Origin of the sequence: Amycolatopsis sp. cmx-4-61 (assembly GCF_046548775.1) — a bacterium.
Lineage (GTDB): Bacteria > Actinomycetota > Actinomycetes > Mycobacteriales > Pseudonocardiaceae > Amycolatopsis.
In genome coordinates this window covers 43,086-68,131 of the sequence record NZ_JAEBEI010000005.1, presented here as the reverse complement: position 1 = coordinate 68,131, position 25,046 = coordinate 43,086, and the positions used below count along the sequence as shown (strand labels likewise).

The 25,046-nt window shown below is 72.3% G+C and carries 22 protein-coding genes; 15 read left to right on the top strand and 7 right to left on the bottom strand.

Going from position 1 to position 25,046, the window contains the following annotated elements; translation table 11 throughout:
* Position 1 precedes the first annotated feature (1 nt).
* Both ACLJOU_RS17250 and ACLJOU_RS17245 read left to right on the top strand, forming a co-directional pair.
* A complete protein-coding gene (locus ACLJOU_RS17250) occupies positions 2-718 on the top strand; it encodes a DUF742 domain-containing protein (RefSeq protein WP_410568480.1) in 717 nt (238 codons plus the stop codon).
* Positions 719-746: 28 nt separating this feature from the next.
* Positions 747-1,310, top strand: a complete 564-nt coding sequence (locus tag ACLJOU_RS17245; protein ID WP_004561255.1) for a GTP-binding protein — start codon at positions 747-749, stop codon at positions 1,308-1,310.
* A gap of 321 nt (positions 1,311-1,631) precedes the next feature.
* Here the strand turns inward: ACLJOU_RS17245 and ACLJOU_RS17240 are convergent, their stop codons facing one another.
* From ACLJOU_RS17240 to ACLJOU_RS17230, 3 genes are all read right to left on the bottom strand, one after another.
* Complete coding sequence (locus ACLJOU_RS17240; protein WP_410568478.1) at positions 1,632-2,282, bottom strand: DUF899 domain-containing protein; 651 nt, start codon at positions 2,280-2,282, stop codon at positions 1,632-1,634.
* A 109-nt stretch (positions 2,283-2,391) separates the two neighbouring features.
* Complete coding sequence (locus ACLJOU_RS17235; protein WP_410568476.1) at positions 2,392-2,718, bottom strand: SRPBCC domain-containing protein; 327 nt, start codon at positions 2,716-2,718, stop codon at positions 2,392-2,394.
* Entirely contained in the window at positions 2,711-3,037 is a 327-nt protein-coding gene (locus tag ACLJOU_RS17230) for an ArsR/SmtB family transcription factor (RefSeq protein WP_410568474.1), read from the bottom strand. The genes ACLJOU_RS17235 and ACLJOU_RS17230 overlap by 8 nt, the downstream gene beginning before the upstream one ends.
* A gap of 138 nt (positions 3,038-3,175) precedes the next feature.
* Here ACLJOU_RS17230 and icmF point away from each other — a divergent pair, with 138 nt between their 5' ends.
* Entirely contained in the window at positions 3,176-6,409 is a 3,234-nt protein-coding gene (gene icmF, locus ACLJOU_RS17225; protein ID WP_410568472.1) for a fused isobutyryl-CoA mutase/GTPase IcmF, read from the top strand.
* Here icmF and ACLJOU_RS17220 read toward each other — a convergent pair.
* Entirely contained in the window at positions 6,406-7,101 is a 696-nt protein-coding gene (locus ACLJOU_RS17220; protein WP_410568470.1) for a class I SAM-dependent methyltransferase, read from the bottom strand. The two genes, icmF and ACLJOU_RS17220, sit on opposite strands and share 4 nt — an antisense overlap.
* Before the next feature lie 77 nt (positions 7,102-7,178).
* On the opposite strand from ACLJOU_RS17220, the gene ACLJOU_RS17215 reads away from it, so the two are divergent.
* Positions 7,179-8,009 carry an LLM class F420-dependent oxidoreductase gene (locus tag ACLJOU_RS17215; RefSeq protein ID WP_410568468.1) on the top strand — a complete coding sequence of 277 codons (831 nt, stop codon included), beginning with the start codon at positions 7,179-7,181 and terminating at the stop codon, positions 8,007-8,009.
* Between the two features lie 8 nt (positions 8,010-8,017).
* On the opposite strand, the gene kstR is transcribed toward ACLJOU_RS17215, so the two are convergent.
* Positions 8,018-8,644 (bottom strand): cholesterol catabolism transcriptional regulator KstR, encoded by a 627-nt coding sequence (kstR, locus tag ACLJOU_RS17210; protein ID WP_410568466.1) that lies wholly within the window; start codon positions 8,642-8,644, stop codon positions 8,018-8,020.
* Positions 8,645-8,783: 139 nt separating this feature from the next.
* On the opposite strand from kstR, the gene ACLJOU_RS17205 reads away from it, so the two are divergent.
* From ACLJOU_RS17205 to ACLJOU_RS17190, 4 genes are all read left to right on the top strand, one after another.
* Complete coding sequence (locus ACLJOU_RS17205) at positions 8,784-10,832, top strand: acyl-CoA dehydrogenase family protein (protein WP_410568464.1); 2,049 nt, start codon at positions 8,784-8,786, stop codon at positions 10,830-10,832.
* 123 nt (positions 10,833-10,955) lie between these two features.
* Positions 10,956-13,913: a DEAD/DEAH box helicase gene (locus ACLJOU_RS17200; protein ID WP_410568462.1), complete on the top strand. Its 2,958-nt coding sequence runs from the start codon at positions 10,956-10,958 to the stop codon at positions 13,911-13,913.
* Positions 13,913-15,073 (top strand): SWIM zinc finger family protein, encoded by a 1,161-nt coding sequence (locus ACLJOU_RS17195; RefSeq protein ID WP_410568460.1) that lies wholly within the window; start codon positions 13,913-13,915, stop codon positions 15,071-15,073. Before ACLJOU_RS17200 ends, ACLJOU_RS17195 begins: the two co-directional genes overlap by 1 nt.
* A gap of 21 nt (positions 15,074-15,094) precedes the next feature.
* Positions 15,095-15,931 carry a PhzF family phenazine biosynthesis protein gene (locus ACLJOU_RS17190; protein WP_410568458.1) on the top strand — a complete coding sequence of 279 codons (837 nt, stop codon included), beginning with the start codon at positions 15,095-15,097 and terminating at the stop codon, positions 15,929-15,931.
* A gap of 13 nt (positions 15,932-15,944) precedes the next feature.
* Here the strand turns inward: ACLJOU_RS17190 and ACLJOU_RS17185 are convergent, their stop codons facing one another.
* On the bottom strand, positions 15,945-17,180 hold the full coding sequence (locus ACLJOU_RS17185; protein WP_410568456.1) for an alpha/beta hydrolase: 1,236 nt from the start codon (positions 17,178-17,180) through the stop codon (positions 15,945-15,947).
* Positions 17,181-17,245: 65 nt separating this feature from the next.
* Here ACLJOU_RS17185 and ACLJOU_RS17180 point away from each other — a divergent pair, with 65 nt between their 5' ends.
* Positions 17,246-18,631 (top strand): WS/DGAT/MGAT family O-acyltransferase, encoded by a 1,386-nt coding sequence (locus tag ACLJOU_RS17180; RefSeq protein WP_410568454.1) that lies wholly within the window; start codon positions 17,246-17,248, stop codon positions 18,629-18,631.
* On the opposite strand, the gene ACLJOU_RS17175 is transcribed toward ACLJOU_RS17180, so the two are convergent.
* Entirely contained in the window at positions 18,615-19,112 is a 498-nt protein-coding gene (locus ACLJOU_RS17175; RefSeq protein ID WP_410568453.1) for a nitroreductase family deazaflavin-dependent oxidoreductase, read from the bottom strand. The genes ACLJOU_RS17180 and ACLJOU_RS17175 overlap by 17 nt on opposite strands.
* A 428-nt stretch (positions 19,113-19,540) precedes the next feature.
* Between ACLJOU_RS17175 and ACLJOU_RS17170 the strand changes: the two genes are divergently transcribed.
* The 6 genes from ACLJOU_RS17170 to ACLJOU_RS17145 all read left to right on the top strand — a co-directional run bounded on the left by ACLJOU_RS17170 (position 19,541) and on the right by ACLJOU_RS17145 (position 24,853).
* Positions 19,541-20,590: an acyl-CoA dehydrogenase family protein gene (locus ACLJOU_RS17170; RefSeq protein WP_410568451.1), complete on the top strand. Its 1,050-nt coding sequence runs from the start codon at positions 19,541-19,543 to the stop codon at positions 20,588-20,590.
* 4 nt (positions 20,591-20,594) lie between these two features.
* The gene (locus ACLJOU_RS17165; protein ID WP_410568449.1) at positions 20,595-21,749 is read left to right on the top strand and encodes an acyl-CoA dehydrogenase family protein; all 1,155 of its coding nucleotides are present in this window, start codon (positions 20,595-20,597) and stop codon (positions 21,747-21,749) included.
* Complete coding sequence (locus tag ACLJOU_RS17160) at positions 21,746-22,654, top strand: bifunctional MaoC family dehydratase N-terminal/OB-fold nucleic acid binding domain-containing protein (protein WP_410568448.1); 909 nt, start codon at positions 21,746-21,748, stop codon at positions 22,652-22,654. Before ACLJOU_RS17165 ends, ACLJOU_RS17160 begins: the two co-directional genes overlap by 4 nt.
* Positions 22,651-23,040 (top strand): acyl dehydratase, encoded by a 390-nt coding sequence (locus ACLJOU_RS17155; RefSeq protein WP_410568446.1) that lies wholly within the window; start codon positions 22,651-22,653, stop codon positions 23,038-23,040. The genes ACLJOU_RS17160 and ACLJOU_RS17155 overlap by 4 nt, the downstream gene beginning before the upstream one ends.
* Positions 23,037-24,206 carry a lipid-transfer protein gene (locus tag ACLJOU_RS17150; RefSeq protein WP_410568444.1) on the top strand — a complete coding sequence of 390 codons (1,170 nt, stop codon included), beginning with the start codon at positions 23,037-23,039 and terminating at the stop codon, positions 24,204-24,206. The genes ACLJOU_RS17155 and ACLJOU_RS17150 overlap by 4 nt, the downstream gene beginning before the upstream one ends.
* 80 nt (positions 24,207-24,286) lie before the next feature.
* Positions 24,287-24,853: a DUF5134 domain-containing protein gene (locus tag ACLJOU_RS17145; RefSeq protein ID WP_410568442.1), complete on the top strand. Its 567-nt coding sequence runs from the start codon at positions 24,287-24,289 to the stop codon at positions 24,851-24,853.
* Positions 24,854-25,046: the final 193 nt, after the last annotated feature.

Here is a 25,046-nt window from a genome sequence, read left to right as displayed (position 1 = left end):
GATGAGCACGGGGTCCGGATTCGACGGCGAACCACCCGAGGGGCGCAGCTCCGCCGGGCGTGGGGACGACGGCAGGTTCGCCGACGTCCTCAACGGGTTCACGCTGGATTCCGGCCGTGCCCGTCGGAAGCGCAAGAAGAGCAAGGAGTCCCCGCAACCCCCGGCCGCCGGTGCGCACGCGGCCGCGGATCCGCCGGCCCCCGCGCCGTCGGCCGACCAAGGAGATCATGTGACCTCTTTAGTCTCTCCACCCGGCAGTACCGACGGGGACAGCCCCAGACCAGGCGGTTTGTTCGACCCGGGCCCGCCCAGCGGCGAGTTCGTCATGCCCGCGGTGTTCGAGCAGCCGCCCGCGCCCGAGGAACTGACGGCGATCGTCCGGCCGTACGCGCTGACCGGCGGCCGCACCCGGGCCAATTATGCCCTGGAGCTGGAGACACTGATCTCCGCGAAGGACTACGCTGCCACCGGTGGCTTCCCCGAAGTGGCCGCGGAGCAGATCGAGTGCATCTCGATCATGGAAGAGTGCCGGACCCCCCGTTCGGTCGCCGAGATCGTTTCGGCGCTGCGGGTGCCGCTGGGCGTGGCCCGGGTACTGATCAGCGACGCGGCCGACGCGGGGCTGGTCACGGTGCACAAGACGATTACGGGCAATGACGGCGCCGAGGCACATCTGGTGTTGATGGAAAGGGTTTTGAGTGGACTCCGTCGGCTTTAAGGCACCGCGGGACACCGCGCCCCCGACCATGACATCCGCCAAGATCGTGGTGGCTGGCGGCTTCGGTGCGGGGAAGACGACCTTCGTCGGGTCGGTGTCGGAGATCGTGCCGCTGACCACCGAGGCGATGATGACCGACGCCAGCGTGGGGGTCGACAACCTCGACCACACGCCGGGCAAGTCGACGACCACGGTGGCGATGGACTTCGGCCGCGTGTCGCTGGACGCGGACCTGATCCTGTACCTGTTCGGCACGCCCGGGCAGCAGCGGTTCTGGTTCATGTGGGACGACCTGGTCCGCGGCGCCATCGGCGCGGTGGTGCTGGCCGACACGCGCCGGCTGGCCGACTCGTTCGCGCCGATCGACTTCTTCGAGGACCGCGGGCTGCCGTACATCGTCGGCATCAACACGTTCGACGGCGTGCTGGAGCACGACATCAACGACGTCCGCGAGGCCCTGTCGATCGACCCGAACATCCCGATCGTCCGCTGCGACGCCCGGGACCGCGAGTCGACGAAGCAGACGCTGATCACGCTGGTCGAGTACGCCATGCGGCAGTGGATCGCGCTCCGGGCGGCCAACGCCCGCTGACGCCTGCGGGCCCGGGACACGCCCGGGCCCGGCATCGCTCGCACCGAGCGGCGCGATCGGCCGGTCGAAGGTGCGCGACTCGGCCGGTGCGAGGTCGAGCCGCGCGGCGCCGCTGTGGGGAAGACCGCGTGCGCGCGCACTCCGGCACGCGGGCACAAGCGCCGCCACGCGCGCCACGCCCGCCGTCAGCGCGCCTTCTTTCGCCCGGGTCACGGCCGAAGGCGCGGGTTCCGGGCCGGCGCTGCCCGGGGGCCGACATCGGTCGGCCGCAGCAGCGCGGCTCGGCCGGTGCGAAGCCGAACCGCGCGCTGCCTCCGGTGGTCAGTACTCGTCGTGCCGGCGCCACCACGAGCTGGGCGCGTCGTCGCCGCGGCTCTCCTCCTCCCACGCCTCCTGGCGCCCCAGTGGCGTGATGTCGAGGTACCGGTGCGACGAGAGGAACATCTCGCCGCCGCGGCCGGAGGTGAAGTACGTGCGGTAGACGTCGTCGCCGTCGCGCAGGAACACGCTCACGCCGAAGCCCGAGCCGACGCCGCAGTCCTCGGTGAACGTGCTGCCGTGCGCCGACACCCAGGGCACGTCCCAGCCCATCCGCGTCCGGTACCGCTCGATCTCCGCGAACGTCGCCGGCGCGACCACCGTGAACGTGACGTCCCTGGCGTGCAGGTGGGCCAGGTGCGGCAGGTTGTCGACCACCAGCGAGCAGCCGGGGCAGCCCGCCTCGTCGCCCGGGTGCAGCATGAAGTGGTAGACGATCAGCTGGCGGCGGCCGTCGAACAGGTCGAGCAGGCTCTTCTTCCCCTCGGCCGACTCGAACTCGTAGGGCTCGGTGAAGGGCACCATCGGCAGCCGGCGGCGTTCGGCGGCGAGGTGGTCGGCCGCCTTCATCAGCTCCTTCTCCTTGACGAGCAGCGCGTCGCGGTCGGCCTGCCATTCCTCCGGCGAGACGATCTCGGGCAAGGTGGCGGTCATCGGACGTCCTTTCCTCGGATGAAGCCGGTCAGGTCCTCGAAGCTGGAGGTCCAGCCCTCGTCGTGGCCGTCGCGGTCGGCGGCGGTCGGGAAGCCGGTCTGGACGAAGGTCATTTCGGTCTTGCCGCCAGGTCGGCGAAGCCGATCGTCACGAGCATCTCGGTGCGCAGGTCGCCTTCGGTGTCCCAGGCTAAGGTGAACACCAGCCGTTCGGGGGCGGTGATCTCCCGGTACACGCCGTGCATCCAGTGCTCGTCGCCTTCGGGGGAGCGGATGCACGCCCGCCAGGCGCCCCCGAGCCGGGTGGCGAGGGTGACGGCCGAGCCGGTGTAGCCGTGCGGGCCGAGCCAGCTCGCCAGCTGGTCGGGGTCGGTCCAGGCGGCGAAGACCAGCTCGCGCGGGGCGTCGAACACGCGGGTGATGGTGAGGTCAGGCATCGCCGGTCAGCCTCCGCAGGTGGTCTTCGAGGCGGTCGAACCCGTCGTCCCAGAACCGGCGGTAGGCCGCCACCCAGTCGGCGACGTCCTCGAGGGGCTTGGCTTCCAGCCGGCAGGGCCGCCACTGGCGCGTCCGCCCCCGGGTGATCAGCCCGGCCTCTTCCAGGACCTTCAGGTGCCGGGACACCGCGGGCAGGCTTATCGGCAACGGCTCGGCGAGCTCGTTCACCGTCGCTTCGCCGGCCGAGAGACGCGCGAGGATGGCGCGCCGGGTCGGGTCGGCGAGGGCCGAGAACGTCCGGCTCAGCGTGTCGGTCATTTCACCATCTCGTTAATTAACATGCTGGTTAAATATAGGCTCCAGCTGGCCGATGTCAAGGTTCTCCCGGGTGGCCCTGAGAGCTGCGTCACTGGTCCTCGGGTTTCCAATAGTAGGAAGTCAAAGTATTTTGGAGGGATGAGCAGCGAGCTGTACCGCCCCGTGCACCCCGTCCGCTTCGTCACCGCGTCGAGCCTCTTCGACGGGCACGACGCGTCGATCAACATCATGCGGCGGATCCTGCAGTCCCAGGGGGCGGAGGTCGTCCACCTCGGCCACAACCGGTCGGTCGACGAGGTCGCGACCGCGGCCATCGCCGAGGACGTCCAGGGTGTCGCCATCTCTGCTTACCAGGGCGGGCACGTCGAGTACTTCTCCTACCTGGTCGAGCTGCTGCGCGAGCGCGGCGCGGGCCACATCAAGGTCTTCGGCGGCGGGGGCGGGGTGATCGTGCGCGAGGAGATCGAGCTGCTGCACTCGCGCGGCGTCGCCCGCATCTTCTCGCCCGAGGACGGCTACGAAATGGGCCTGCCGGGCATGATCAACCTGATGATCAAGGCCTGCGACACCGACCTCGCGGCCGAGTCGCCCGCGCTCGACAAGGTGCTCTCCGGCGACGTCGCCGCGCTCTCGCGGGTCATCACGCAGCTGCAGGCCGAGAAGCTGCCCGGCGACCTGCTGGGCGGCCTCGCCGAGGCCGCGGGCAAGCGCGAGGTGCCGGTGCTCGGCATCACCGGCACCGGCGGCTCGGGCAAGTCGTCGCTCACCGACGAGCTGATCCGCCGCTTCCGCCTCGACCAGGAGGACAAGCTGCGGATCGCGGTGCTCGCCGTCGACCCGTCGCGGCGCAAGGGCGGCGGCGCGCTGCTCGGCGACCGCATCCGGATGAACTGCCTCGACGGCTCGCCGGTGTACTTCCGCTCGCTGGCCACCCGTACGACTTCCGGCGAGATCCCGGCCGGGCTGCGCGAGTCGATCCTGGCCTGCAAGGCCGCCGGCTTCGACCTGGTGATCGTGGAGACGCCCGGCATCGGCCAGGGCGACGCCGGGATCGTCGACTTCGTCGACCAGTCGCTGTACGTGATGACGCCGGAGTTCGGCGCCGCGTCGCAGCTGGAGAAGATCGACATGCTCGACTTCGCCGACGTCGTCGCGATCAACAAGTTCGAGCGCCGCGGCGCCGAGGACGCCCGCCGCGACGTCGCGCGCCAGCTGGTGCGCAACCGCGAGGCCTTCTCGTCGGCGCCGGAGGACATGCCGGTGTACGGCACGAGCGCGGCGAAGTTCAACGACGACGGCGTCACCGCGCTGTACCAGCACCTGCGCGGGCTGCTCGCCGAGCGGGGCCTCGGCGTGTCCGCGGGAACGCTGCCGCAGGTGGCGGGCAAGGTCTCGACCGACGCGTCGACGATCATCCCGGGCAACCGGTCCCGCTACCTGGCCGAAATCTCCGACACCGTGCGTGGCTACCACGCCAAGACGCAGCAGCAGGTCGCCGCGGTACGCAAGCGGGACGCGCTGGCCGTCGCGCGCGAAGAACTCGCCAAGGTGGACGCCTCCACCGACGCGCTGGACGGGCTGCTCGCCGCGGCCGAGTCCGATGTGGACGGTGAAACCACGAAGCTGCTGGCGCGGTTCCGCGCGCTGGCCGAGGAGTACCGCCAGGACGAGCTCGTCGTGAAGATCCGCGACAAGGAACTGCGCACGCAGCTGTGGCGCGACACGCTGTCGGGCAACCGGATCCCGCGGGTCGCCCTGCCGCGGTACGCCGAATCCGGTGAGCTGCTTTCGTTCCTGCGCCGCGAGCACCTGCCGGGCTACTTCCCGTACACCGCCGGTGTCTTCCCGTTCAAGCGCGACGGCGAGGACCCGGCGCGGATGTTCGCCGGCGAGGGCGACGCGTTCCGCACCAACCGCCGGTTCAAGCTGCTGTCGGCCGACTCGGAGGCCAAGCGGCTCTCCACCGCGTTCGACTCGGTGACGCTCTACGGCCACGACCCCGACACACGTCCCGACATCTACGGCAAGGTCGGCACGTCCGGGGTGTCCATCGCGACGCTCGACGACATGAAGGCCCTCTACGACGGCTTCGACCTCACCGCGCCGAACACGTCGGTGTCGATGACGATCAACGGCCCGGCGCCGACGATCCTCGCCTTCTTCCTCAACACCGCCATCGACCAGAAGCTGACGGCGTTCCGCGACGAGCACGGCCGGGAGCCGTCCGACGCCGAAGCCGCCGAGCTGCGCGAGTGGGTGCTGCGCACCGTCCGCGGCACGGTGCAGGCCGACATCCTCAAGGAGGACCAGGGCCAGAACACCTGCATCTTCTCGACCGAGTTCAGCCTCCGGATGATGGCCGACATCCAGGAGTGGTTCATCGAGCACGGCGTCCGCAACTTCTACTCGGTGTCGATTTCCGGCTACCACATCGCCGAGGCCGGGGCGAACCCGATCTCGCAGCTGGCGTTCACGCTGTCCAACGGGTTCACCTACGTCGAGTCGTACCTGGCCCGCGGGATGGCCATCGACGACTTCGCGCCGAACCTGTCGTTCTTCTTCTCCAACGGCATGGACGCGGAGTACTCGGTGCTCGGCCGGGTGGCGCGGCGGATCTGGGCGGTGGCGATGCGCGAGCGCTACGGCGCGAACGAGCGGTCGCAGAAGCTCAAGTACCACGTGCAGACGTCCGGCCGGTCGCTGCACGCGCAGGAGATGAGCTTCAACGACATCCGCACCACGCTGCAGGCGCTCTGCGCGCTGTACGACAACGCGAACTCCTTGCACACCAACGCCTTCGACGAAGCGATCACGACGCCCTCGGAGTCGTCGGTGCGCCGCGCGATGGCCATCCAGATGATCATCAACAAGGAGTGGGGCCTGTCGAAGAACGAGAACCCGCTGCAGGGTTCGTTCGTCATCGACGAGCTGACCGACCTGGTCGAGGAGGCCGTGCTGGCCGAGTTCGACCGGATCAGCGAGCGCGGCGGCGTCCTCGGCGCGATGGAGACCGGCTACCAGCGCGGCAGGATCCAGGACGAATCGATCCTGTACGAGCGCAAGAAGCACGACGGCTCGCTGCCGATCATCGGCGTCAACACGTTCCGCAACCCGAACGCGGGGGAGGAGGACGTCGAGGTCGAACTGGCCCGCGCGACGGAGGCGGAGAAGCAGTCCCAGCTGGACCGCCTCGCCGACTTCCAGCGCCGCCACCAGGAGGAGGCCCAGCAGGCGCTGAAGGCGCTGCGCGAAGCGGCCACCCGCGGCGGCAACCTGTTCGGGGTGCTGATGGACGCCGCGCGGGTGTGCTCACTCGGCCAGATCACGGAGGCGTTCTTCGAGGTGGGCGGGCAGTACCGCCGCAACGTCTAGCGGCGGACCGCCGTCAGCTGCCAGACCGGGACCAGGACACGGCCGTCCGCGTCGGTGTCCATCCCGGTCAGGGCGGGCGGCTCCGCGCCGAGCACCACCCGGACGCTCTGCTGTAGCTCTTCCGGCGTCATCGACGTCGTGTACACCGTCGGCTCGAGGCGCTCGATCGTCCAGTCCTTGCCGACCGTCTCCCGCAGGTTGGCTTCGCTGATCAGGTACGGCGCCGGGAAACCCGCCGGCACCTCCGGGGAGAAGGCGAACAGGTGCAGCCGCGCGCCCGGCCGCGTCGCCCGGGTCAGTGCCGCCACGTACGCGCGGCGCTCGTCCTCGCCGAGGCAGTGGTACAGCGCGCTGTCGAGGACCGTGTCGAAGCGGCCTTCGTAGCCCGCCAGCTCCGTCGCGTCGGCGACGGCGAACTCGATGTCGAGACCCTTCTCCGCGGCGCGGGCGCGCGCCTGCTCGACCGCCGAAGGTGCGCCGTCGAGGCCGGTGACGTGCAGGCCGCGGGAGGCGAGGAACGCCGAGTTGTCCCCGAGGCCGCAGCCGATGTCGAGGACGTCGCCGCCGAACTCGCCGGCGTCGGCCAGCGCGACGACCGCGGGCTGCGGGGCCCCGAGGTCCCACGGCATCTTGCGGCCCATCGGCGTGGCGCCTCGGTAGAGCTCCTCGAAGTCGACGTCCTGCACGTCCATGACCATCCCCTTATTCAACGTATGATGAGATGACTCCATCCTGCACCCCTCGTCAACCCGGTGGTAGTCCTGGAGGCATGGAATTCGGGATCTCCACATTCGTCACCGACGAGGGCATCCGCCCGGACGTGCTCGGCGCGGCCCTGGAAGAACGCGGCTTCGGGTCGCTGTGGCTGGCCGAGCACTCGCACATCCCGGTGAGCCGGGAAACGCCGTACCCGGGCGGGGGCGAGCTGCCGCGCGTGTACTACCGCACGCTCGACCCGTTCGTGGCGCTCACCGCGGCGGCCACCGCGACGTCGGAGCTGCTGCTCGGCACCGGCATCGCCCTGCTGGTCCAGCGCGACCTGATCCACACGGCCAAGGAGGTCGCGTCCCTGGACCTGATCTCCGACGGGCGCGCGCTGTTCGGCGTGGGCGTCGGCTGGAACCGGGAGGAGATGCGCAACCACGGCACCGACCCGAAGACGCGCGGCGCGCTGATGGACGAGCAGCTGGCGGCGCTGAAGGAGATCTGGACCTCGGAGCAGGCGGAGTTCCACGGTGCGCACATCGACCTGGACCCGATCTTCAGCTGGCCGAAGCCGGTGCAGCAGCCGCACGTCCCGATCTACATCGGCGGCGAGAGCGAAGCGGCCCTGAACCGGCTGGTCAAGTACGGCGACGGCTGGCTGCTCCGCGGCCACACGAAGTACCAGGAGGCGCAGCGGGTCCGCCGCTGGCTGGCCGACCAGGGCCGCGAAGACGTGCAGTTCGCGGTCTTCGGCGGCCCGACGGCGCCGAAGGTGGTCGACGGCTTCCGCGAGGCCGGCGTCGAGCGGTACACGTTCCTGCTGGACACCCTGCCGGAAGCGGAGACCCTCAAGGCGCTCGACGAGCTGGCGGAGGTGGCCGCCGCCCACCGCTGACCCGCTTGCTACTTGTCCAGCAGCAGGTGCACCGACAGTTCGAGGCGGTTCGCGACGTCGGCGGCGGAGGCGCGGCGGGTCACCCAGGCGACCAGGTTCGCCATCCAGACGTCCGCGACCACGTGGAAGATGTCGCGGTCCGCCTCGCTCGGCTCGGCGATGCCCATCGCCTTGGCGAACATGTTCTCCATCAGCCGCCCGACCTGCTCGACCTCGGCCGCGGCGGAGGTGTCGGCGAACATGAACGCGCGCACCATCGCCTCGGTCAGGTGGGGGTCGCGCTGCATCAGGCGCGTGTTGCGGCCGAGCACGAACATCAGCCGCTCGGCCGGCGTGTCGCCCGGGATGGCCTGGCGTTCCAGCTTCTCCTGCGCGCGCTCGAACTCGCGGGCCAGCCCGGAGACGAGCAGGTGGATCTTCGAGGGGAAGTACCGGTACAGCGTGCCGAGGGCGACGTCGGCCTTCTCGGCGACCGCGCGCATCTGGACCGCGTCGTAGCCGCCCTTCGAGGCCAGGGCGAGGGTGGCGTCGATGATCCGGCGGCGGCGGTCGCGCTGGGCGGCCGAGCCGAGCTCGTCCGCGCCGATCGCGCCCAGGCCGTTGCCGCGGGCCTTGGTCTTGCCTGGCATCGGCATTCCCCCGTCCTTCGGAACTTGTTCCAGTTCAGGACGTAGATTACCTGTCCTGGCGAACCTCGCGACAATCGGCCCACTGGCCGAAAAACTGTAACACGTTCTATACTGGCGAGTAGTGTCACGCTCGCGAGGAGGCCCGATGGCGGTCGCGCTCACCGAGGAACAGGCCGCGCTGGCCGAGGCGATCCGCGCCTGGGCCGCCGCGCACCACCCGCGGGAGGCGGTGCGCGCGGCGGAGACCGGGGCGGGTCTGCCGCCCGGCTTCGCCGCGCTCGGCCTCTTCGGCGTCGCCCTGCCCGCGGCGGCCGGTGGCGCCGACGGCAGCGTCGCCGACCTCGCCGCCGGGCTCGCCGCGGCGGCGGAAGAACTCGTTCCCGGCCCGGTGCTCGGCACCGCGCTCGCCGGCCTCCTGCTCGCCGAAGTCCCCGAAGCGAAGGAGCTGCTCCCGGCCCTGGCCGAGGGGGAGGCCACCGCCGCGGTGCTGCTGGACGTCGTGTCCCTCGAGGACGGCCTCAGCGGGCCGGTGCCCGGGGCGCATCCGGGCGCCTGGCTGCTCGTGCCGGTCGACGGCGGCCACGTGCTGCTCGAGCCCGGCACACCCGGCGTGACCGTCGAGCCCCTGGACCCGTTCGACTTCTCGCGCCCGCTGGCGCGCGTCCGGTTCGCGGGCGCCCGCGGAGACCTGCTCACCGTGGCGCCGGTGTCCCCGCCGGCCGCGACGCTGGCCGCGGCCGAAGCGGCGGGCGTGGCCCGGCGGTGCCTGACCATCGCCGTCGAGTACGCCAAGGTCCGCGAGCAGTTCGGCAAGCCGATCGGGGCCTTCCAGGCGGTCAAGCACCTGTGCGCCGAGATGCTGTGCCGCGCCGAAGCCGCCGAAGCGCTGGCCTGGGACGCGGCTTCCGGGCAGCACCCGCTCTCGGTGGCGAGCGCGGCCGTCGTCGCCCTCGACGCCGCCGTCGCCAACGCCAAGGACTGCGTCCAGGTCCTCGGCGGGATCGGCTTCACCTGGGAGCACGACGCGCACCTGTACCTGCGCCGGGCCGTGGCCCTGCGGCAGTGGCTGGGCGGGGCGTGGCGGCGGCGGGCGGCTTCGCTGGCGCTGTCCGGGACCGACCGGACGCTGGGGGTCGACGTCGGTGAGGATCCGTCGCTGCGCGACGAGATCGCGCGGATCGCCGAACTGCCCGTGGCTGACCAGCGGGCCGCCCTGGCCGACGCGGGGTTGCTGACGCCGCACTGGCCGGCGCCGTACGGCCGGGGCGCCGATGCCGCCGAGCAGCTGCGGATCGACGCCGCGTTGAGCGCCGCGGGCGTCCGGCGCCCGGACCTCGTGATCGGGGCGTGGGCGGTGCCGACGATCCTCGAACACGGCAGCGACGAGCAGCGCGCCCGGTTCGCCCGGCCCACCCTCCGGGGCGAGATCACGTGGTGCCAGCTGTTCAGCGAGCCCGGCGCCGGGTCCGACCTGGCGGCGCTGCGGACGGCGGCCCGGCGCGTCGACGGCGGCTGGCGGCTGTCCGGGCAGAAGGTCTGGACGTCGCTGGCCCGCGAAGCCGACTGGGGCATCTGCCTGGCCCGTACCGACCCGGACGTCCCCAAGCACAAGGGCATCACGTACTTCCTGGTCGACATGCGCGCTCCCGGCATCACGACGCGGCCGTTGCGGGAGATCACCGGCGAGGCGGTGTTCAACGAGGTGTTCCTCGACGACGTGTTCGTGCCGGACGCCGACGTCGTCGGCGCACCGGGCGGCGGCTGGCGGCTGGCGCGCACGACCCTGGCCAACGAGCGGGTGGCCATCGGGAGTGGTTCGGCGGTCGGGGAGAGCGTGCGGACGCTGGTGTCCACACTGGACGCCGCGGTGCTGGACGACGTCGCGCTGGACCGGCTCGGCGCGCTGGTCGCCGACGGGGTGGCCGGGTCCGTCCTCGACCTGCGGGCGGCCCTGCGCCGGCTGGAGGGCCAGGACCCGGGCGCGGAGTCGAGCGTCCGGAAGCTGCTCGGCGTGCGGCACCGCCAGGACGTGGCGGAGTTCGCGCTGGAGCTGGCCGGCTCGGGCGCGTTGCCCGCCGACGGCCCGGCCCAGCACGAATTCCTCCTGACGCGCTGCCTGTCCATCGCGGGCGGCACGACGCAGGTCCTGCGGTCCCTCACGGCCGAACGCCTCCTGGGCCTGCCCCGCGGCTGATGCCCCAATGGTCACGCGTGCTGCCGTTCGGCGCACGGGTGGGTTGCGTCGTGCCACGGTGCGAACGGACCGTTCGCGCCGCCGAGGGCAAAACTGTCGGGGTCGTGTTCTAGCGTTGCGGTCGTGGAGTTCAGCGCAGACACCCAGGCCACTTACCTCCCCGCGGATCCCCCGCGGGACGGGGTGCTGGCCCTGTGGGGCGACGACGTGGCCGGCGGGACCACGATCGAGCTCGTGCTGCCCCGGGGCGCCAAGTTCGCGCGGACGAAGGTCGAGGCCGAGCTGGTGCCCCTGGAGCGGGCGCTGCCCCGGCTCCTGGCGGTGGGCGAGGAGGCCAGCCCGGCGGTGGCGGCGTGGTCGGCGGCCGTCAACGCGGGGGTGAACCTCGTCGCGCGGGGGCGGCTGCGCCCGGCCGCCTCGCCGGCCGGGGCGGCGGCCTGGCGGATCGGCCCGCTGGACGCCGCCGACGAGGAACTGCTGCGGGGGCTGGCCGGCGCCCTGCCGCCGGAGGCGTACGCGCTGCCGCTGACCGGGCTGAAACGCATCCGCCTGCACTCGCCGGACTCCCTGGTCCGCGCGCTCTGGGACGCGACGGCCGACCTGCTGGTGCGCAGCCCGGCGGCGGCCGTCGGCGCGGGCGATCCGGCGTTCGCGGCGCGCGAACCGGCGTTGCTGGGTCCGGACGGCGCCGCGTGGCTCGCGGAGCTGGAGGCGCGCGAACCCCGTGGGGTGCAGGTGCTCCTGCGGGTCGAGGGCCGGGAGGACGACTCGTTCGCGGGGGTGCCGGCGGTCCGCAGCGTGGCGGAGCCGAGCCTGGTGGTGGAGGCGGCAACGCTGTGGGACGCGCCGGACGCGGTGCTGAACCGCCTCGGCGACCAGGTGGAGACCCAGCTGCTGCTCGGCCTGCGCCGCGGTGCGCGGGCCTGGGCACCGCTGGGCCGGGTGCTGACCCAGGCGACCCCCGCTTCGCTGGCGTTGTCCGACGACGAGGTCGTCGACCTGCTCACCGACGGTGCCCGCGAACTCGGCGGCGCCGGCATCGAGGTGCTCTGGTCGAAGGGCTTGTTCGCCGCCGAGGTGAAGGCGAAGGCGAGCGCGACCCAGGCGCCGGCGAGCGTGACGGACGCGGAGTTCGCCCTGCGGAGCCTGCTGGAGTTCCGCTGGCAGCTCAGCCTGGGCGGCGAGCAGCTGACCGAGGCGGAAGTGGCGGCGCTGGCCGAAGCCAAGCGCCCGCTCGTCCGCCTGCGCGGTCAGTGGGTCCGGGTCGACCCGCAGCTGCTGGCCCGGGTGCGGAGCCGGACCCGCAGGCTGGACGCGGGCGAGGCACTGGCGGCGGCGTTGACGGGCGAGCTCGAGGTGGACGGCGAACGCGTCGAGTTCGCGGCGCCGCCGGCCCTGGGCGGGCTGGCTTCGCGCATCCGCGACCGGGCGGAGGCCACGGTGGCGCCGCCCCCGGGGCTGCAGGCGACGCTGCGGCCGTACCAGCAGGCGGGGCTGTCCTGGCTGGCGACGATGACGGGCTTGGGGCTGGGCGCGTGCCTGGCGGACGACATGGGGCTGGGCAAGACGATCCAGCTGATCGCCCTCCACCTGCACCGGCGAGAGCTGGCGAGGAGGGGGGCGCTTCCCGGCCCGGTGCAGCGCGCCGAGGTCGATGGGGATACGGCCGGGCAGTCCGGCGGGGCCGGTGGGGAGACAGCCGAGTGGCCACCGGTGCCGGGCGAGGCCGGTGAGGTGGCGGCGGAGCCGCAGTCCGGCGTGGTTGCGGCGGAGCCGCAGGCAGGTCTGCTTGGTGAGGCCGCGGGCGGCAGCGAGCCCCCACGAACCACCGGCGGCCCGACCCTCGTCCTCTGTCCCACCTCCCTGCTCGGCAACTGGGAGCGCGAGTTCGCCCGCTTCGCCCCCGGAATCCCCGTCCGGCGGTTCCACGGCGGCGGCCGCCACCTCGACGACCTCGCGCCCGACGAGGTCGTCCTCGCCACCTACGGCGTCCTCCGGCGGGACCGCGAGACCCTGTCCGAAGTGGACTGGGGGCTCGTCGCGGCCGATGAGGCGCAGCACGTCAAGAACCCGCTCTCCGCCACCGCCAAGGAACTGCGCAAGGTGCCCGCGCGAGCCAAGGTCGCCCTCACCGGCACCCCGGTCGAAAACCGCCTCACCGAGCTGTGGTCCATTGTGGACTGGACGACCCCGGGCCTGCTCGGGCCGCTCGACCGCTTCCGCCGCACCGTGGCGCGGCCGATCGAACGCGACCGCGACCGGGCGGTCACCGAACGGCTGGCCGCCACCGTCCGGCCGTTCCTGCTGCGGCGGCGCAAGTCCGACCCCGACATCGCCCCGGAGCTGCCGCGCAAGACCGAGACCGACCGGTTCGTCCCGCTCACCGCCGAGCAGACCACGCTCTACGAGGCCGTCGTCCGCGAAAACCTCGCCGAAATCCGGGAAACACGGGGGATCAAGCGGCGCGGGCAGGTGCTGCAGCTGCTCACCGAACTCAAGCAGATCTGCAACCACCCCGCGCAGTTCCTCAAGGAACCGCACGGCGCGCTCACCGGGCGCTCCGGCAAGCTCGCGGCGTTCGAAGAACTCCTCGACGTCATCCTCGACGAGGGCGAGAGCGTGCTCGTGTTCAGCCAGTACGTCCGGCTCTGCCGGTTGCTCGAACGGCGCCTGAAGGAACGCGGCCTGCCCACCGAACTGCTCTCGGGCGAGAGTTCGCCGGCGAAACGGCAGGACATGGTCGACCGGTTCCAGGCCGGCGAGATCCCGGTGTTCCTGCTCTCGCTCAAGGCGGGCGGTGTCGGCCTCAACCTGACCCGGGCCACCCACGTGATCCACTACGACCGCTGGTGGAACCCCGCGGTCGAGGACCAGGCCACCGACCGCGCCTACCGGATCGGGCAGGACCGGCCCGTCCAGGTGCACCGGCTGATCGCCGAGGGCACGCTCGAAGAGCGGATCGCGCAGGTGCTGGAAAAGAAGCGCGGCCTCGCCGAGTCGATCGTCGGGGCCGGGGAGGACTGGATCACCGAACTGTCCGACGACGAGCTCGCCGACCTCGTCCGGCTCGGGGGCGGGTGATGCCTCCGAGGCGGAACTTCGGCACGACGTGGTGGGGCCGCGCCTGGGTCGAGGCGCTGGAGCAGCGCGCGAAACTCGACCCGAACCGGCTGCCCCGCGGGCGGACGTACGCGCGGAAAGGCACGGTCAGCGAGCTGGCCGTCGGCGCGGGCGTGGTGAGCGCCCGGGTGCGGGGCAGCCGGCCGGAGCCCTACAAGGTCACCATCACCATGCGCACCTTCACCGACGGCGAGTGGGACACGCTGCTCGGCGTGGTCGGCACCCAGCTCGGCCACGCGGCCGCACTGCTCGACGGCGAGCTCCCGGGCGCGCTCACCGAACAGGCGCGCGAAGCGGGGGTCGACCTGCTGCCGGGCCCGGGCGACCTGCGGCCGCGGTGCTCGTGCCCGGACTCGGCGAACCCGTGCAAGCACGTCGCCGCGGTGTACTACCTGGTCGCCGACGAGGTCGACCGCGACCCGTTCACGCTCTTCCTGCTGCGCGGACGCCCGCGCGCGGACGTGCTGGCCGAACTCCGCGCCCGCCGGTCGCCGGCCCGCGGCGAGAAACCGAAGCTGCCCCAGCCCGTCGACGAGGGCCTGACCCCGCGGGCCGCCTACGCCCGGCGGCCGGGCGCGCTCCCCACCCTGCCGCCACCCCCGCGGGTCGCGGGGGCCCCGGCGGTCCTGGACCTCGACCCCCCACCGGGCACCGGCTGGACGGCGGCGGCGCTGGCGGCCCTCGCGGCGGACGCGGCGGGCCTCGCCCGCGACCTCCTGACCAGCGGCCCGGCCGCGGCGGAGCTGACGTTCGAGGAAGACCTCGCCCGCCGTGCGGCCGGCCGCACGGCTCCGGAGATCACGGCACTGGCCACCGCGGCCCGGGTCCCGCCCCGCGACTTGACCCGCTGGGCCGAGGCCTGGCGCGAAGCAGGCCGCGGTGGGTTGACCGCGCTGCGCGAGAGCTGGCAGCCGGGCCCGGGCCCGCTCGCCGAAGCACAGGCGGTCCTGGCCGAGACCGGGATCCCCGGCCCGGCGAAAACCTGGCGCAACCGTGTGTCGCAAGGAGAACTGCAACTGCGCTACGGCCGCGACGCGCGCTGGTACCGCTTCGTCCGCGAAGGAACGGAGTGGTGCCTCGACGGCCCGCCGTCGGCGAGTCCCGTGGATCTCGTCTACTGATGAAATAACGGAGGACGTGCAATGGAAATCCTGCGCTACACGGCGTTCAGTTCGGTGCGGTCGGGCGGGAATCCCGCCGGCGTCGTGCTGGACGCCACGGGGCTCGATGACGCCGTGATGCTGGAAACCGCCGCCGAGATCGGCTTTTCCGAGACCGCGTTCGCGGTTCCCCAGCCGGACGGGTCGCTCGCCGTGCGGTACTTCAGTCCCGGCGCCGAGGTGCCGTTCTGCGGGCACGCCACGATCGCGACCGCGGTCGCCTACGCCCATCGGCACGGGACCGGGTTGCTGCGGTTCCACACGAAGGCGGGGGAAGTGCCGGTCACCACCAGCCGGTCGGCGGACGGTTCGATCGTCGCGACCCTGGTCAGCGTGCGGCCGCGAACCGCCGACATTTCACCGGACGACGCCGCGGAGCTGCTGGGCGCGCTGGGCTGGTCCGCGGATGACCTGGACTCGGAGCTGCCGTTGCGGGCGGCCTTCGCGGGCGCCTGGCACCCGGTGGTCGCGGCGTCGTCCCGGGAACGTCTGGCCCGGCTCGACTACGACTTCCCGCGGCTCGCCGCGCTCATGCTTCGCAAGGACTGGACCACCGTCGATCTGATCTGGTGCGAGTCGCCGACGGTCTACCACGCCAGGAACCCGTTCCCGCCGGGCGGGATCGTCGAAGACCCTGCCACCGGGGCCGCCGCGGCGGCGCTGGGTGGCTACCTGCGCGAGCTGGACCGGATTCCGCCGGGCCGCACGTTCACGGTGTGGCAGGGAAGCGATCTGGGGCGGCCGGGCCGGATCGAGGTTTCCGTTCCGGTCGAGCCGGACAGCGGTGTTTCCGTCACCGGTACCGCAGTCGGGCTCTGACCGGTGTGACGCCTTATCGGTGCTCGGCCTTCCAGGCGTGGTAGGTGAAGTCCAGGAACCGCGCCACGCCGCGGACCACGTGGGCCGAGCGCACCGACGTGAACACGTCGAACGCGTGCTGCGCCCCCGCCAGTTCCGCGTACGCCACCGGGTGCCGGGACTTCTCCCGCAGCCGCGAGACGAACTCGCGGGCCTCCCGCACCGGGACCAGCGAATCGTCCCGGCCGTGGATCACGAAGAACGGCGGGGCCTCCGAGGTGATCCGGTCCAGCGGCGACGCCGCGATGTAGTCGTCCAGATGGGACACCGGGTCGCGGTCCGGGGCGAACACGCGGCGGGCGAGCAGGCTCTCCAGGCGGTACTTGCTCGCCGGTGCGCCGGACGTCGCCGCGAAGTCGTACACCCCGTAGTGGGGGACGCAGGCCTGGATGCTCGTGTCCGCGTCCTCGAAGCCCGGCTGCAACGCCGGGTCGTTCTGGGACAACGCCAGCAACGCCGACAGGTGACCGCCCGCCGAACCGCCCGTCACCGCCACGAACCGCGGGTCGCCGCCGTAGGCGGTGATCGAACCGCGGATCCACGCCAGGGCCTGCTTCGCCGCGATGATGTGGGCCGGCCAGCGGTGGGCCGGTGCCAGCGGGTAGTTGATCGCGACGCACACCCAGCCCCGGCGGGCCAGGTAGCGCATCAGCGGCCGGCCCTGCTCCTCCTTGTTGCCGATCACCCACGCGCCGCCGTGGACCTGCAGCAGCACCGGGGCGCCCGAAACCGGCGACGACGGGCGGTAGACGTCCAGCAGGAACCGCTTGCCGCCCGGGGCGTAGGCGATGTTGCGGTCGACGCGCACGTCGGGGGCGCCCATCCGGAACGGCAGCGCCAGCTCGCCCCACGGCAGGCCCAGGTCCGACCGGCCCAGCTCCTGCGCGTAGTCCTCGCCCAGCGCCGAGGTCAGCGCCTTCTCGATCTCTTCGCGCGCGCCGTGGCCGGTCCGGATCAGCGCGGCGAGCCCGGCGGCGGACGCGGCCGCCATCGCCAGCCCCGCTTTCGTCGACCGGTCGCCGGTGCCGTGGCGGGCCACGTGGACCAGGGAATCCGCCGCGGTCAGGGCCAGCAGCTGCGGCGCCAGCTCGCCGGTCAGCCACCCGGCGAAGAACACCGGGATCGTGGTGGACCGGGCCCGCAGCGGGCGGAGGGCGTTGGCGGTGAGCCCGAGCTGGACCGCGCGACGGATCAGGAAGTTCGGCTGCACCACCGCGATGATACCGGCGAGTAGGGTGACGCGCCGCTCACCGGACGTGTCTTACCCTGGGCGCCATGCAGAGATTGAGCGGCCTCGACGCGAGCTTCCTCTACCTCGAGACGTCGTCACAGGTCCTGCACGTCTGCGGGCTGCTCATCCTCGACGGTTCGACCGTCCCCGGCGGCTACACGTTCGCGGAACTGCACGAAAAGCTCGAGGAACGCGTCCGGATGATCCCGGCGTTCCGCCGCAAACTGCACAACCCGCTCTGGAACCTCAGCCATCCCGTGTGGGTGGAGGACGAGGAGTTCGACCTCGACCACCACGTGCACCGCATCGGCGTGCCCGCCCCCGGCGACCGCGAAGAGCTGGCCGGGCTGTGCGCGCACATCGCCGGGCAGCAGCTCGACCGGGCGCACCCGCTGTGGCAGCTCTACGTCATCGAAGGGCTGGCCGACGGCCGGCTCGCCGTGCTGCTGAAGATGCACCACGCGAGCGTCGACGGCGTGAGCGGCGCCAGCCTGATCAGCTACCTGGCCGCGCTCGAGCCGGACGGGCCGATGCCCGAGGTCGAGGAGCACCGGAACGCCGCGATGCCGTCGCCGCTGGACCTGATCCGCTCCGGGGTCGAGAGCGTCGTGAAGCGGCCCGCCGAGGCCGCGCGGCTGCTGCCCGACCTGCTCGGGCTGATGCCGCGGTGGGTCGGGCGGGCGTTGCGCGGCAAGGGGATGCCGGTCCCGTTCACCGCGCCGAGGACATCCCTGAACGGCACGATCACCGGGCACCGCAGTGTCGCCTTCGCCCAGCTCGACCTGGCCGACGTCAAGGACGTGAAAAACGCCTTCGGGGTCACGGTGAACGACGTCGTGCTCGCGCTCGTCGCCGGCGCGCTGCGGGACTTCCTCGCCGGACGCGGTGAGCTGCCCGAGGACCCGCTGGTCGCCACCGTCCCGGTGTCGGTGCACGACCGGACCGAACGCGAGCAGGGCAGCAACAAGGTTTCGGCGTTCTTCGCCTCCCTGCCGACGCACCTGGCCGACCCGGCCGCGCGGGTGTTCTTCCTCGCCGAGGCCAACCGGCGCTCGAAGGACCACCACCACGACATCGACGCCGACATGCTGCAGGACTGGGCGCAGTTCTCGGTCGCCTCGGCGTTCGGGCTCGCCGTGCGGGCGTACTCGGCGCTGCGCCTGGCCGAGAAGCACCCGGTGGTGCACAACCTGGTCGTCTCGAACGTGCCCGGGCCGCCGATGCCGCTGTACTTCCTGGGCGCGCGGATCACCGGCTTCTACCCGCTCGGGCCGGTCTTCCACGGCGCCGGGCTGAACGTCACGGTCCTGTCCAACGCGGGGAAGGTGCACGTCGGCCTGCTCGGCGCGCGGGAACTGGTCAAGGACCTGTGGCCGCTCGCCGACGCGCTCCCGGACGCCCTGGACGAGCTGCTCAAAGCCGCGGGCTGAGCACCACGACGGGGATCTCGCGCTCGGTCCAGGCCTGGTACTTCGCAAAGTCCGCATAGAGCTCGACCAGCCGTGGCCACAGGTGCGCGCGTTCCTCAAGCCCGGCGACCCGGGCGGTCACCGGGACGCCACGACGGCCCTTGAGGTGCACGCGGGTGTCGGGGCGGGCCAGCAGGTTGAAGTACCACTGCGGGTGCCGCGGCAGCCCGCCCTGCGACCCGACGACGACGAAGTCGCCGCCCGAGCGCAGGTAGAGCAGCGGGGTGGTGAACAGCCGCCCCGACTTGCGGCCCCGGTGCTCCAGCAGCAGCGTCGGCACCGGCCGGCGGAACCCGGCGCCGATCCGCCACGTGCTGCCGACGCGGCCGCCGGTCCACCGGAAGACCGCCACCTGCGCCTTCGCCGCGTACTTCATGACCTTCGCCGTCACCGGCGAGTCGAGGCCGCCCGGCTTGGAGTCGGGCAGGCTGAAGCGTCCCATCAGGGCTTCCTTCCTCGGGGGGAGCAGACCACGGCGAGCCGGGCGGACACCCGGCGGCCGGCATGCGGGCGGCGACCTCGTCGGGTGTCGAGTCGAACGGCCGATCTCGTCGACGGCGACCGCGCTCGCCCAGGGCGTGGTCGAGCGGAACTCCCGCAGGCGGGCAGCGCGCCGGCGGCGAAGGAGCCCACGGTCGAGTGCCGCACCTGTTCGGTAACGCGTTCTTGTTCGGCGGGCGGCGAGCTGCGCGACGAACCCGCCCGTCGAGTACCCGGCGACGGCGAACCGGCCGGCGTCGAGCGCGTCACCGGCGGCACGGTGAGCAGCCACGTCCGCGCCATTCCGCCACCCCCGGGGGTTGCCGTGCCCACCCTTTCCGGTTAAGACTAGAACAGGTTTCACTATTGCGCCCGATCCGGAGGACAGGCGTGGACTTCGCCCTTGACGATACGCAGACCGAAATCGCCGCCCTCGCCGCGAAAGTGCTCGGCTCGCCCGACGATCCCTGGCGCGCGCTCGCCTCGGCGGGCCTGCTCGCCCTGGCGCTGCCCCCGGAGCTGGAAGGCGACGGCCTGGGGGCCGCGGAGGTCGCCCAGGTCCTGACCGAGGTGGGCCGGGCGGCGGTCCCGGTGCCCGCGTACGCCGCGCTCGCCCTCGGAGTCCTGCCGATCGAGGCGCTCGGCACCCCGGCCCAGCGCGCGGAGTTCCTGCCGCCGGTCGCGGCCGGGGACGCGCTGCTCACCGCGGCGCTGAACGAACCGTCCGCGCCACTGGCCGCCGAGCCCGCCGCGACCGCGCGGGCCGGGGACGGGAAATGGCTGGTCAGCGGCGTGAAAACGGCGGTGCCGTACGCCGCCGAAGCCGCCCGGATCCTCACGCCGGTCAGCACCGGGCACGGGAGCGCCGTCTACCTCGTCGACCCGCGCGCCGAGGGCGTCACGCTCGTTCCGACACCCACCTCCGCCGGGGCGCCCGAGTACACCGTCCGGCTCGACGACGTCGCCGTCGAGGAGAGCGACCTCCTGTTCGACCGGGGTGCGGTCGCGGCGCTGCACCGGTTCGCGCTGGCCGGCGCCCTGTCCCTCGGCGACGGCCTGCTGGCCGGAGCGCTGGCGCTCACCGTGAAGCACGTCGGCGAGCGCACCCAGTTCGGCCGGCCGCTCGCCGCCTTCCAGGCGGTGGCGGGCCAGATCGCCGACGTCTACGTGGCCGCCCGGACCGTGCACCTCGCCGTGACGTCGGCGGTGTGGCGGCTGGCTTCGGGTCTCGACGCGGACGCCGAACTGGACGTCGCCGCCTACTGGTTCGCCACGCAGGCCCCGGCGGCGCTGGCCACCTGCCACCACCTGCACGGCGGGATCGGTGTCGACGAAACCTATCCGCTGCACCGGTATTCGTCGGCGGTCAAGGACCTCGGCCGGGCGCTCGGCGGGGCCGCGCACCGGCTCGGCCGGCTCGGCGAACGAGTGGCGGGGTGAGCGGATGCACGTCGAACTGACCGGCGCGCAACGCCGGCTGCGCGCCGAACTGCGCGACTACTTCGCCGGGCTGGTCAGCCCCGAGGAGCGCCGGGCGATGCGGCGGGAGCGGCACGGGCCGGTGTTCCGCGACATCGTCCGCCGGATGGGCCGCGACGGCCGGCTCGGCGTCGGCTGGCCGGTCGAACACGGCGGCCAGGGCTTCGGCGGGATCGAACAGCACCTGTTCGTCGACGAGGCCGCGCGTGCCGACGTCCAGCTGCCGTCGGTGACGCTGCAGACGGTCGGGCCGACCCTGCAGGAGTTCGGCACCGACGAGCAGAAGTCCTTCTTCCTGCCGAAGATCCTGGCCGGCGAAATCCACTTCGCGATCGGGTACAGCGAACCGGAAGCGGGCACCGATCTGGCGTCCCTGCGGACTTCGGCGGTGCGCGACGGCGACGAATACGTCGTCAACGGCCAGAAGATCTTCACCACCGGCGGGCACGACGCCGACTACGTCTGGCTCGCCGTGCGGACCGCGCCGGACGCGCCGAAGCACCAGGGCATCTCGATCCTCATCGTCGACACGAGCGACCCCGGCTACTCGTGGACGCCGATCATCACCTGCGACGGCGCCCACCACGTCAACGCGACGTACTATTCGGACGTCCGGGTGCCGGCGAACCGCTTGGTGGGGCCGGAAAACGCGGGTTGGCGGCTGATCACGACGCAGCTCAACCACGAGCGCGTCATGCTGGGGCCGGCCGGGCGGATCGGCGGGCTGTACGACCGGGTGCGCGCCTGGGCGAGCGCGCACGGCCTGCTCGACCTCGCGGACGTGCGGGCCGTCCTCGCCGAGGCGCTGGCCGTCACCCGGGTGAACGAGCTGCTGAACTGGCAGGTCGCGGTGTCCTCGGCCAGTGCGCCGGTGGGCGTGGCCGACGCGTCGGCGACCAAGGTGTTCAGCTCCGAGGCCGTCCAGCGGATCGGCCGGAACGTCGAGGAAGTCGTCGCGCGCCACGGCGACCTGGCCGATCCGGACACCGCCGAGCTCGCCGAATGGCTCGATCTCACCGCGAAGCGCAACATCGTGCTGACCTTCGGCGGGGGCGTCAGCGAAATCCAACGGGAGCTGATCGCCTCGATCGGCCTGGGCCTGCCGAGGGTGCCGCGATGAACATCGAAGAGGCCGCCGCGGAGATCGCCGCGCGCGGGGAATGCGCCCCGCGCCTGGCGCGCGACCCGGTCAACCAGGCCATGGTGAACAACTGGGTCGAAGCGATCGGGGACCGCAACCCGGTCTACACCGACCCCGGGTACGCCGCTCGGAGTGTCCACAAGGGACTGGTCTCGCCGCCCGCGATGGCCCAGGTGTGGACGATGGGCGGCCTGAACGTCCCGCGCGGCTCCGACGACCCCCTGGGGTCGATGATGGAACTCCTGGACGAAGCCGGGTTCACCTCCGTCGTCGCGACGAACTCCGAGCAGACCTACCACCGTTACCTGCGTCACGGCGAGCAGGTCGAGGCGCGGACGCGGCTGGAGGGCGTCGTCGGTCCCAAGAGGACCGCCCTCGGCGAGGGGTGGTTCGTCACCACGCGGATGACCTGGTACGTCGGGGACGAAGCCGTCGCCGAGATGATGTTCCGGGTCCTGAAGTTCCGGCCGCCCGCCCCGGAGCCGCCGCCGTCACCGGTGCTGCGGCCGGTGATCAGCCGGGACACCGAGTTCTTCTGGGACGGCCTCCGCGAGGCCGAGTTGCGGATCCAGCGCTGGGGCGAAACGCTGCGGCACCCGCCGGGGCCGATGCCACCCGACGGCTCACTGGACACCAAGCCCGACTACGTCGTCGCCAGTGGCCGGGGGACCGTGTTCTCCTACGTCGTGCACCACCACCCGCCGGTGCCGGGCAAGGACCTCCCGTTCGTGGTGGCCCTGGTCGAGCTGGAAGAGGGCGTGCGGGTGATGGCCGAGCTGCTGGACGCCGCCCCGGACGAGGTCCACATCGGACTTCCGGTGGTGGCGGCGTTCGTCCGCGTCGACGAGGACCTGACCCTGCCCGCGTGGAAGGTGGCCCGATGACCGTCGTCGCCGAAGGGACCGAGCTGCCGCCGTTGACGATCGAGGCGACACCGACGTTCGTCGTCAGCACGGCGCTGGCCACCCGGGACTTCCAGGACGTCCACCACGACCGCGACTCGGCCGTGGCCCGCGGCTCGAAGGACATCTTCCTCAACATCCTCACCGATACCGGCCTGGTCCAGCGGTTCGTCTCGGAGTGGGCCGGGCCGGAGGCGCTGATCCGGTCGATCAGGATCCGGCTCGGCGTGCCCTGCTACGCCTACGACACGCTGACGTTCACCGGCCGCGTGGTCTCGGCTTCGGGGCGCGACGTCGTGGTCTCGGTGTCCGGAGTGGACAGTCTCGGTGAACACGTCGCCGGTACCGTGGAGGTGACCCTGCCGTGACGCTTCCGGGCAAGGCGGCGATCGCCGGGATCGGCGCGACGGAGTTCTCCAAGGACTCCGGGCGCAGCGAACTGCGGCTGGCGGCCGAATGCATCTCCCACGCACTGGCCGACGCGGGTCTCACACCATCCGATGTGGACGGACTGGTGTCGTTCACGATGGACGGCAACGCGGAGATCGCGGTCGCGCGGGAGCTCGGGATCCCCGAACTGAAGTTCTTCAGCCGCGTCCACTACGGCGGCGGTGCCGCGGCGGCAACCGTGCAGCAGGCCGCGATGGCGGTGGCGACCGGCGTCGCGGACGTCGTCGTCGCCTACCGGGCGTTCAACGAGCGGTCCGGGCACCGCTTCGGCCAGGTGTCGGCCGCGGCGGCCGGGCAGGTCAACTCCTCGGGGGTGGACAATGCGTTCCACTACCCTATGGGCATCGCGACCCCGGCGGCGACGGTGGCCATGGTGGCCCGGCGCTACCTGCACGACTACGGCGCGACGAGCGAGGACTTCGGCCGGGTGGCGGTGCTCGACCGCAAGCACGCGGCGACCAACCCGGACGCGTGGTTCCACGGGCGGCCCATCACCCTGGAAGAGCACCAGGCGTCGCGCTGGGTGGCCGAGCCGCTGCACCTGCTCGACTGCTGCCAGGAGAGCGACGGCGGGGTGGCGCTCGTGGTCACCAGCGTCTCGCGGGCGCGTGACCTGGCTCGCCCGCCGGCGGTCATCGCGGCGGCGGCGCAGGGGAGCGGGCCGGACCAGTACGTGATGACCAGCTACTACCGCGACGACCTGGCCGCGCTGCCGGAAATGGGCGTCGTCGGCCGGCAGCTGTGGGGCCGGTCCGGGCTGGGACCGTCCGATGTGGACGTAGCCGTGCTGTACGACCACTTCACGCCGTACGTGCTGATGCAACTGGAGGAGCTGGGGTTCTGCGGTCGCGGTGAAGCGAAGGACTTCATCGCCGACGGCGCGCTGGAGCTCGACGGTGCGTTGCCGCTCAACCCGCACGGCGGTCAGCTCGGCGAGGCGTACATCCACGGCATGAACGGCATCGCCGAGGGCGTCCGCCAGATCCGCGGCACGGCGGTCAACCAGGTCGCGGCCGCGGCCCGGGTGCTGGTCACGGCGGGTACCGGCGTGCCGACGAGCGGGCTCATCCTGACGGGTGACTGAGTGTCACCTCAATGACGGCTGGTGCGCGGCCGGCGTGGGTGTCACGGTGGAGACACCACCCACGACGGAGAGTGAGGCCGATGGCGGTCGACTGGGCGCTCACCGCGGTGTTCGCGGCGCTGGTGCTGCCGTGCGTCCTGCGCCTGACCCGCCTCGACTACGCGCGGCTGGGCCACGGCGTCCGCCACGGCGACCTGGCGGAGCTGCTGCTGGTGGTGGCGATGGTGGCGATGTTCTCGCCGGTCGGCGGCCCGATCCCGGCGGCGGGCTGGCAGGCGGTGCTGGTGCTGACGACGGGCTGGTTCGCGGTGGCCTGGTGGCGCGACCGGACGTGCGCCCACCACGCGCTCTCGGCGGCGGCGATGCTGTACACGGTGACGGCGATGCCGCACGCCGGGATGGACCACGGACCGTGGCTGACGATGTCCACAATGGACGCCCGGCTGGCGTTGCCGCTGATAGCGGTGGTGGCGGCGGGGTATTTCGTGGTCGACGCGGCATGGTCGGGCGTGCTGGTGCTCCGGGGCGCGGCGGCCACCGGTCCGGCCTCCGGCTCGGTCGCCGCTTCGGGGCAGGCGTCGCGCGCGGTGTGCCGGACGGTGATGGGCGCCGGGATGGGCTACATGCTGCTGGCCTCGGCTCTGTGAACAGGCCTCTGTGAGCAGGGCTCTGTGAGCAGGGCTCTGTGAGCAGGGCTCTGTGAGGACGGCCCGGTGAGCACGGCCACGAGAGGTCCCCGGCCTGGGGGACCCCCGGATTTCACGTTACCGGAGGCCACCGACAGTTTCCGGCGGTGCGGCGGCCTCGATCGGCTCCCGAGCTGGGGGTTCGCCGCGAACG